Origin of the sequence: Bradyrhizobium sp. Leo170 (assembly GCF_004296405.1) — a bacterium.
In the GTDB taxonomy this organism is placed as follows: domain Bacteria; phylum Pseudomonadota; class Alphaproteobacteria; order Rhizobiales; family Xanthobacteraceae; genus Bradyrhizobium.
Window position 1 is genome coordinate 1 of record NZ_PSRR01000374.1, and the last position, 8007, is coordinate 8007.

General features: G+C 61.8%; 7 protein-coding genes. 5 read left to right on the top strand and 2 right to left on the bottom strand.

All coding sequences use genetic code 11. The annotated features are described in order from the left end of the window. The first annotated feature begins 174 nt into the window (after positions 1-174). Together CWO89_RS37350 and gspM are read left to right on the top strand one after the other, a co-directional pair. Positions 175-2187, top strand: a complete 2013-nt coding sequence (locus tag CWO89_RS37350) for a PilN domain-containing protein (protein WP_165421487.1) — start codon at positions 175-177, stop codon at positions 2185-2187. 3 nt (positions 2188-2190) lie between these two features. Then, complete coding sequence (gene gspM, locus CWO89_RS37355) at positions 2191-2760, top strand: type II secretion system protein GspM (RefSeq protein WP_130583368.1); 570 nt, start codon at positions 2191-2193, stop codon at positions 2758-2760. Positions 2761-2805: 45 nt separating this feature from the next. On the opposite strand, the gene CWO89_RS37360 is transcribed toward gspM, so the two are convergent. Next, positions 2806-3753: a UDP-glucuronic acid decarboxylase family protein gene (locus CWO89_RS37360; RefSeq protein ID WP_130583369.1), complete on the bottom strand. Its 948-nt coding sequence runs from the start codon at positions 3751-3753 to the stop codon at positions 2806-2808. A gap of 1 nt (position 3754) precedes the next feature. Continuing rightward, positions 3755-4174 carry a hypothetical protein gene (locus CWO89_RS37365; protein ID WP_130583370.1) on the bottom strand — a complete coding sequence of 140 codons (420 nt, stop codon included), beginning with the start codon at positions 4172-4174 and terminating at the stop codon, positions 3755-3757. Positions 4175-4613: 439 nt separating this feature from the next. Between CWO89_RS37365 and CWO89_RS37370 the strand changes: the two genes are divergently transcribed. From CWO89_RS37370 to CWO89_RS37380, 3 genes are all read left to right on the top strand, one after another. Beyond that, on the top strand, positions 4614-5384 hold the full coding sequence (locus tag CWO89_RS37370; RefSeq protein WP_130583371.1) for an STN domain-containing protein: 771 nt from the start codon (positions 4614-4616) through the stop codon (positions 5382-5384). A gap of 262 nt (positions 5385-5646) precedes the next feature. Further along, entirely contained in the window at positions 5647-6192 is a 546-nt protein-coding gene (locus CWO89_RS37375; protein WP_130583372.1) for an RNA polymerase sigma factor, read from the top strand. A 472-nt stretch (positions 6193-6664) separates the two neighbouring features. Then, positions 6665-7651 carry a FecR family protein gene (locus tag CWO89_RS37380; protein WP_245476760.1) on the top strand — a complete coding sequence of 329 codons (987 nt, stop codon included), beginning with the start codon at positions 6665-6667 and terminating at the stop codon, positions 7649-7651. The last annotated feature ends 356 nt before the right edge of the window (positions 7652-8007 follow it).

Sequence of the window (8007 nt, forward strand, 5' to 3'; positions counted from 1 at the left end):
GTTTGCGCTCCGTGCCGATGCGCCGATCGGCTGTGCGCGGCCGGGCGCCAAGGCGACGTGTCTGACCGGCCGCGGGTCCAAATCGGCGAAGGAGCAGCCGGCGAAGGAGGCCGAGCCTGCGAAGGACCAGCCGGCGGGGGCGCGCGGATGAGCCGCCGAGACAACCAGCGCGGCATGGTGCTGCTCACGGTGCTCTGGGCGATCGCGCTGTGCTCGGCGCTGGCAATGGCGACGTCGACCACGTTTCGCAGCCTCGTGGGGATCGTCGGCATCGACCGCGAGCGTGTGCAGGCCGATGCGCTGCTGACGGCAGGACTTGAGGCCGCGGCCGGCATGGTGGCCGCCATGCGCGATGCGCCACTGGTCGCGCGTGGCACCACCATTACGCTGTCGACCGGACAGGTGCGCGTCAGCGTCAGCGACGAGGGCGGCCGCATCGACATCGGAAAGGCGCCTGTCGAGTTGCTGGCGTCGCTGTTGCGCTATGTCGGGGTGGAGGATGACGACGCCAACGTTTTGGCCAACAGGATCGTCGATCTGCGTGGTTCGGATCGGCAGGAGCGGCGGCCCAACGAGGCGGCGAAACAGCCGGCGTCGGCCGCCGCCAAGCCCGATCAGGAGATGGCCGAGTCCGATGAGGCGGAGGCCGGGTCCGATCAGCAGGCCGCATCGGCCTCTCCTGCACCGTTCACCGATGTGCGGCAGCTTGCGAGCATTCCCGGAATGAGGGCGGACTGGATGGCGGCGATAGTGCCGCTGATCACCGTGTATGGGAGCGATGGCGTGAACCCACTCACCGCACCGGTCGCGGTGCTCCAGACGCTGCCGTTCGTCGACGCGGCGCGGCTTGACACCTTCCTCGAGATGCGGCGCGCCGCTGGTCGATCCCGAGCGCCTCGCCTTCCTGCTCGGGCCGACGCAGAAGTATCTGAAGGTTCAGCGGCGACAGGTCGTCGCGGTGGATCTCGTCGCTGGAACTGTGGGCGGATACACGGCCAAGGCCAAGGTCTTCATCGTGCTGCTGCCCGACGACAAGCAGCCGTATCGGGTTCTCGCCTGGAACCCGTTGTCGCCGGGGGCGGCAACGGACACTGTCATGCTGATGGGGGCACGCTGATGCGTATCGACATTATTATGGGGCGCTGGATCGACATCCTGGCCCGCCTGTGGCTCGGCTGGCAGGAGCGCCGCCGTGCCCGCAACTGGCTGAAGGTCGCCCAAGACGGCAACAAACAGGACGGCGACAAATGGATCGTTTCTGATGCGAAGAGGACGGGAAGAACAACGTCAGTCATCGTCCCCGCCGGTGCTCCGCTGCCCGACGACATCGCCCGCGCCGCGCAAAACCGCTTCGTGATCCTGGAACTCGCCGCCGATGAATTCGTCGCGCGCCGGATGAGCGTTCCCGCCCAGGCCCGCGACCTGCTGCCCGGCATCGTCCGCAACCAGATCGAACGCCTGTGCCCCTGGCGCGCGAACCAGGCCGCCTATGGTTTCGATGTCGGACCGAGCGAGGATGCGGCGAGCCTCGACGTGCGTGTTCTCATCACCTCGCGCGCGGTGCTCGACGAGGCTTGCCAGCGTCTGGGTGCGCTGGGGTTGCGGGTCGATCGCGTGGTGGCGAGCGAGCGTCTTGCCGACGCGGCTATCCCCGTCGTGCTGTGGTCGCGGCTCGCCGATGCGACCGACAAGAGCCTCGCACGTATCAGCCAGACCATTGGTGGCTTGATCGCGGCCACCGTCTGCATCACCCTCATCGTGAACGTCTGGGGCTTCATGACTGCAGCGTCCGCGGACAGCGAAAGCGAAGATGTCGGGACGCGCATCGCGGCGCTGCAGCGCCAGATCAAGGGCGCTCTCCCCCGGCAATCGATCTCTTCGCTCGCGCCTCCCGAGCGCGCGTGGGCCTTGAAGGAAACGTCGCCCGTGGCTGTGATCGTTGTCGAGGCGCTTTCCCGTGCGCTGCCGGATAATTCTCATCTCACTGAGCTCAATCTCGACGGTGCGACGCTGCGCATCGTGGGCTTCGCCGACGACGCGCCGTCGCTGATTGCTCCGCTTGAGCAGTCAGGACATCTGAAGGATGTGCATTTCTTTGCTCCCACAACACGCGGCGCCGACGGCACGCGCTTCATGTTTCACATCGAGGCGCGCGTCGAGGCGCACGCCAGGATCGACGGAGGCTAGGCCGTGCTGAAGCCGAATCTGAAGCTCGATGTCAGCCGCGAGCAGGTCTTCGCAGTTGGCGGCTTTTGCGCGTTGCTGATCGTCTGTGCGGTTGCGGTCGCAGCAGCATTGCAGACGCGTAGCGAGGCGTTGCAGGCGCTTGCCGACCAACGCGATCAGCTTGCGAGCCTGCAGGCGCGTTCACGGTCGGTCGCCAATCGAAGCCGGTCGACTCAGCCCTCGGCAGCTCCCGCGCTCGCATTCCTGGATGCGCCCACCAGCGGGCTCGCCACCGCGCAGTTTCAGGCCTATCTGTCGCAGCTTGTGACGGATCAGCACGCCGTTTTGGTCTCGTCCGGGGTTCCGCCGGCGGATCGCGATGACAAAGGCGATATCATTCGGGTGCAGATTACCTTGAATGCCACGCTTCCCAAGCTGCAATCCCTGCTTTATCGCCTTGAAAGCGGCGCTCCCTATGTTTTCGTCGATGCCCTGCTGGTGCAGCCGAGCGGTTCCGGCGAGCGCGCAACTGCCGACCCCGTCTTGAAGGTCAATCTGAACGTGCATGCCTTCTGGCGCCGGAAAACTGCTTGAACGATGATGCGATCGGCGGCCGCAAGAGAGAGGCGGATGGACGAGCTATTCCGCGGCAGCTCTCATCTCGCCGCGGAAATAGGCAATCGTCTTCTCGAGCCCGCTTCGAAGCTCGATCCGCGGTGTCCAGTCGAGCACGGTGCGGGCAAGCGAAATATCCGGTTGACGCTGGCGAGGGTCATCGGAGGGCAGCGGCATGAACACCAATCTGCTCCGTGATCCCGTGAGCGCAATCACCTCTTCGGCGAGCTCACGAATTGTGAACTCACGCGGATTGCCGATGTTGATCGGGCCCCTGAAATCATCCGGCGTGTTCATGGTCCGGATCATCGCCTCGATGAGGTCGTCCACATAGCAGAAGCTGCGGGACTGGTTGCCGTCTCCGTAGATGGTGATGTCGTCGCCCTTGAGCGCCTGAACGATGAAGTTCGACACCACGCGGCCGTCGCTTGGATGCATGCGGGGACCATAGGTGTTGAAGATTCGTACGACCTTGATCCGCAGGCCATGCTGGCGCCAGTAATCGAAGAACAAGGTCTCGGCGCAGCGCTTGCCCTCATCATAGCAGGAACGCAGTCCGATAGGATTAACGCGGCCCCAATAAGCCTCAGGCTGCGGATGAACTTCGGGGTCGCCGTAGACCTCGGATGTCGACGCCTGGAGGATTTTCGCTTTCACTCGCTTGGCGAGCCCCAGCATGTTGATCGCGCCGTGGACACTGGTCTTGGTCGTCTGCACCGGATCGAACTGGTAGTGGATCGGGGAGGCAGGGCAGGCCAGATTGTAAATCGTATCCACCTCGACATAGAGCGGGAAAGTCACATCGTGGCGCATCATCTCGAAGTGCGGGTTGCCGATGAGATGCGCGATATTGGCCCTGCCGCCGGTGAAATAGTTGTCAACGCAAAGCACATCGTGGCCTTGCTCGACGAGCCGCTCGCACAAATGCGAACCAAGAAATCCGGCGCCGCCGGTCACCAACACCTTTGCCACGTTACTCTCTCTTCATGTCCGAAGCCGATGTTGATTGCCAGCTCCACGGCCGTCGCGTTGCCGGAACGTAGCCGGCGACATGGGAGCAATCGCCGCTCTGCGAGCCGAACACAGTCCACTGCGTCACCTTCCAGACCTCGCTGCGGCGCAGTGATGCCCCCGCGATGACGCAGCTATTCCAGGGCGCAACCACGAATTGGATGTCGTAACAGCCCGGCCTGACGCTGGAGACCGTGAAAAATCTGGAAGGCGGCAGCGCTTCGGTAAACTGGTCTGGCCCCCAATGCCGCGCCCCACATGGCGATATATAGAGGTGCTGCAATGGAATGTTCGAAGCATTGACGATGGTGAATTCGGCGGCAGACGCGGCAGAAGAGAGTAGCGCCGCGATCGCAGTCACAACGAGCTGTCGATAAGGCATGTGATGTATGTGGGGTGACGCACTGCGGCCATTCATTGCAGTTCTGCCGTGTGAGCGGATGCTGAAGCATAGCGTCGGTACCATTGCAGATTTGTGGCGTTTCGCGTTGTAATTGTCTCGCGCGCTGGATGCTCAAGCGAATAAATACGTGCGATGAGTGTTCGCAAGATGATGATGGTGAAGGCGTAGGGGTGATTGAAGCGAGGTACCGACGAGCCGCTCGCGGACGGAGACGCAAGCGCTCGCTGGGCTAACGAGATCAAGGTCATCGATGTGGGAAACGTTGGCCGCCGCCCGGCCGATAGGGCCTGTTAGACGGCTGTCATATCTTCGGATATAAAAGCGCTCGCGCATCGCCTACGCCGCGCTGAGCAGCGACTGGTCGGAAGGCTTAGAAATAGGACACTGACCAGACCCTGGGGCAAAGCGAAGTGGGGCCATGACGGCAATTCGATCATATGTCGCGTATGCTTGTGCTGTGACCGATGGGAAGACGGTCGAACGTTCTCGGGGGCAACGACATCTCACCTGGATTTGCGCCCTTCTGGTAATCACCGGCGTATGCGCAGCCATTGCCGAAGAACGTCGGGCTGCCACTGTGTCGGAGCCGATCGGGTTTCATATTCCCGCACAACCGCTTGCCATTGCACTGCAGGCTTACGGCGAGCGAACCGGTGTTCAAGTGCTCTATGAGAGCAATTCGGCGACTGGGCGAAAATCTGCGGCGGTTGAGGGCAACTTTACGGCCGAGCAGGCGCTGAACCTGCTGTTGGCCGGAACGGACCTGAAAGTCCAGTATACCCGTCCGGACGCGATCACCCTTGCTCTACCATCCGCGACAACTGGCGGGCCTCCCGCCAGCCCGCTCGGTTCTGCGGATTTGTCATTGGGGATGTTGAGGGTACGGGCCTCGAATGACGGCGACGATGTTGGCCGGCTTCACGATTATAGTGAAAGTCTGCAGATCGACATTCAAAAGGCCTTGCAAAAGAATGTCAGGACGCGAGGCGGCAGCTATCGGGCTGTCCTTGATCTCTGGATCGATCGGTCCCGCACGGTTCAGCGCACCGAACTGTTCAGATCGACGGGCGATGTCGAGCGGGACGCCGCCGTGGCGACGGTATTGCGTGGTCTCACCATCAGCCGGTCGGCGCCGGCAAACACGCCTCGGCCGGTGCGTATCGTGATTGTAGTGAAGCCGTTGCAATGAATGTCGATGGCCCCTGCGGATAGGACGGCGTACCTGCGATGGGCTCGGCAATCTCGTTTTTGATGCAACGTGGAGCGCTGGTGTTTGAACCGTCCTGATCTGTGAAGCCGGATGCCATTTGTGATACGGAAGCCGCACCCCCGCTTGTACCCTGGCGAGGATTCAACCTTTGTCATAAATGTGTTATCCGCTGCCGCTACGAGGATCCCACCGGGAGTAGTCCGGTCTGGATATCGAGCTGGCGTCTGGGGGGCCGCGAGGCGTGGCTGGTGTCAATCGAGTACGGCTGCGGGGGCAGCTCGTCGAGAACTACGACGAACTGGTCAAGAAGCTGACGCGCCGTCTGGGGTCTTCGGACTTCGCCTATGAGGCCCTGCACGAGGCGTTCCTGCGGCTGGAGCGGGTGACCGATGCTGTCCCTGTGCGCAGTCCGTCCGACTATATTTTCCGCACCGCCATCAACATCGCCAAGGATACCAAGAAAGCTCTGAACCATCGTGTCAGCGCATCGGAAGTTGAGGCGTTGCTCGATGTGTGCGACGACGAGCCGGATCCCGCCCGGGTTGTCGAAGCACGTTCCGATATTGATGCCTTCAAGCGTGCGCTGGCCGAATTGCCTGCCAGGCCCCGCCACGTGCTGCTCGGTATCGGCATCGAGGGGCGGTCTGCACACGACGTTGCAGTCAGTCTGGGCGTTAGCGTGCGAACGGTAGAAAGTGATTTGAAGCTGGCCTTGAGCCACTGTGCAAATTGTCTCGATTATACATTGATCCGTCGTCTCGGTGGCCCGCGCCCCCGTTCGTATTGAATTTGCTATCGAAAAATGACGCCGGCCGAAACCGCACTTGTCGATCATCGATGTTTGCTGCAGAACGGTGCCTTCAGGCCCCGTCTCATCCGGTCGCCGCGTCGAAAGCTGTGACCTGTTTTTTCAACTTTCGCGGGTTTTTTCTGCGGGATAGCGGAGTTTCGATCGTCTATCGAATAGAGAGAGTTGTCGCTTGGATCCGGTAAGTATATCCGGGAGAGGTTCGCGGGGGAATGCTGAGCCGATCAAGCACACGTTCAGGTCGAAACCGCAGGCAGCGCCACTGCATCATTCTCGACCGTGTCATGCCCAAGCATCTGATGCAGGTGTTCCCGATTGTTTCTCCTGATGATTTGCGTAAAGGTCCGTTGCAGTACCCGGATGCGGATGGAATCATCTATATAGTCTCTCATGCACGTCCAATACTATCGGCAGGTTTGGATTTGGGGAGTAGGGCAGTGAGCGAGTCATCGTGACCGTGCCGAATCGCCCACCCAAATCCAATCCGCTGCTGGACGAGGCCCTTGATTGGGTCGTTCGCCTGAAAACCGACGAGCCGACGCGGGCAGACGTGGACGCGTTGCAGCGTTGGCGTGACCAAAGCCAGGCACATGATGCGGCATTCAAGAAAGCAGTACAGCTTTTTCGCATGGCGAGCGTCGCCGCCCGGGAACTGGCCGATGAGCAGCAGGCCTCAGATGTCGTCGTAACGGCTTCGCAGCCGCCGCCCCGGCGGCTCACGCGCCGTATCATGTTGGGAGGGGCGATTGCGGCCGCTGCCGCCGGCTACATGATCGTTCGCCCACCGCTCGGTCTGTGGCCGTCGCTCGAAGAACTCTCGGCCGACTACAGGACCGGAAAAGGGGAACATCGCAAGGTAGCGGTCGCGCCCGACGTTTCACTGGAGCTGAACACCCAAACCAGCGTCGCGCTGCGCTCCACGTCTGACGAGACCAGGATCGAACTGATTTCTGGCGAGGCTTCGGTTGCGGCCAAGCTATCGCCATCCAAGCCGCTCGTGATGTTGGCAGGAAATGGACGCATCAGCGCCTCGCAGGCGGATTTCAATGCGCGCTGTCTCGATGGGGTTGTCTCGGTGACCTGCCTCGACGGCGTCGTGACCGTTGAACAGAACGACAGAACGGTTCAGCTCCACAAGGCCGAGCAGGTCACCTATTCCAGCGCAGGGCTGCAGCAATCCGTTCCGGTTGATGCCGTGCAGGTGACGGCCTGGCAGGCTGGGCTGCTGATCTTTCGCGACCGCCCACTGGCAAGCGTGGTGGACGAAGTGAACCGATACCGTCCCGGAAAGATCATCATCGCCAATGCGGAGCTGAAGCGCCGTCTCGTCAACGGCACGTTTCAGCTCGACAAGCTCGGGAATTTTGTCGACCAGGTCGAGCAGCTATTCGGGGCCCGGATCACCTCGCTTCCCGGCGGGGTGGTACTGCTGAGCTGAAGGCCCGATCGCATTCGGCCGCAAACGCTGATTTCCTAACAAATGGATAAGTTTCTTCTACGGCGTGCAGAAATTTTTGCACGTTAGCACTCGCCCAGTCGTCGTGTGAGTAGGCGTCGTTGTCGCGGTGGTCCCGCCGCGACGGCGGACGCCTGCGCGAAATTGGGCGAACGTCTGTGCGAAGTGGAAGTAATCTCAGAGATTTCAGACATCGGGTGCAATCCCGGGGTGGGTCGCGGTGGTCGGCCGTGGCGATGATCACTGTTGGCATTGTGGTCGGCATCGCTCCAGCAGGCGCCGCGCCGCAAAGCGCGCAGCAGCCCGCGAATGCGGACAATGCGCCCGCGCCGGCCGGG

Excerpts from the sequence above, each read along its gene's own strand:
- CWO89_RS37350 (WP_165421487.1), top strand. The coding sequence starts at position 175 with ATGGTGCTGCTCACGGTGCTCTGGGCGATCGCGCTGTGCTCGGCGCTG.
- CWO89_RS37370 (WP_130583371.1), top strand. The coding sequence starts at position 4,614 with ATGACGGCAATTCGATCATATGTCGCGTATGCTTGTGCTGTGACCGAT.
- CWO89_RS37365 (WP_130583370.1), bottom strand. The coding sequence starts at position 4,174 with ATGCCTTATCGACAGCTCGTTGTGACTGCGATCGCGGCGCTACTCTCT.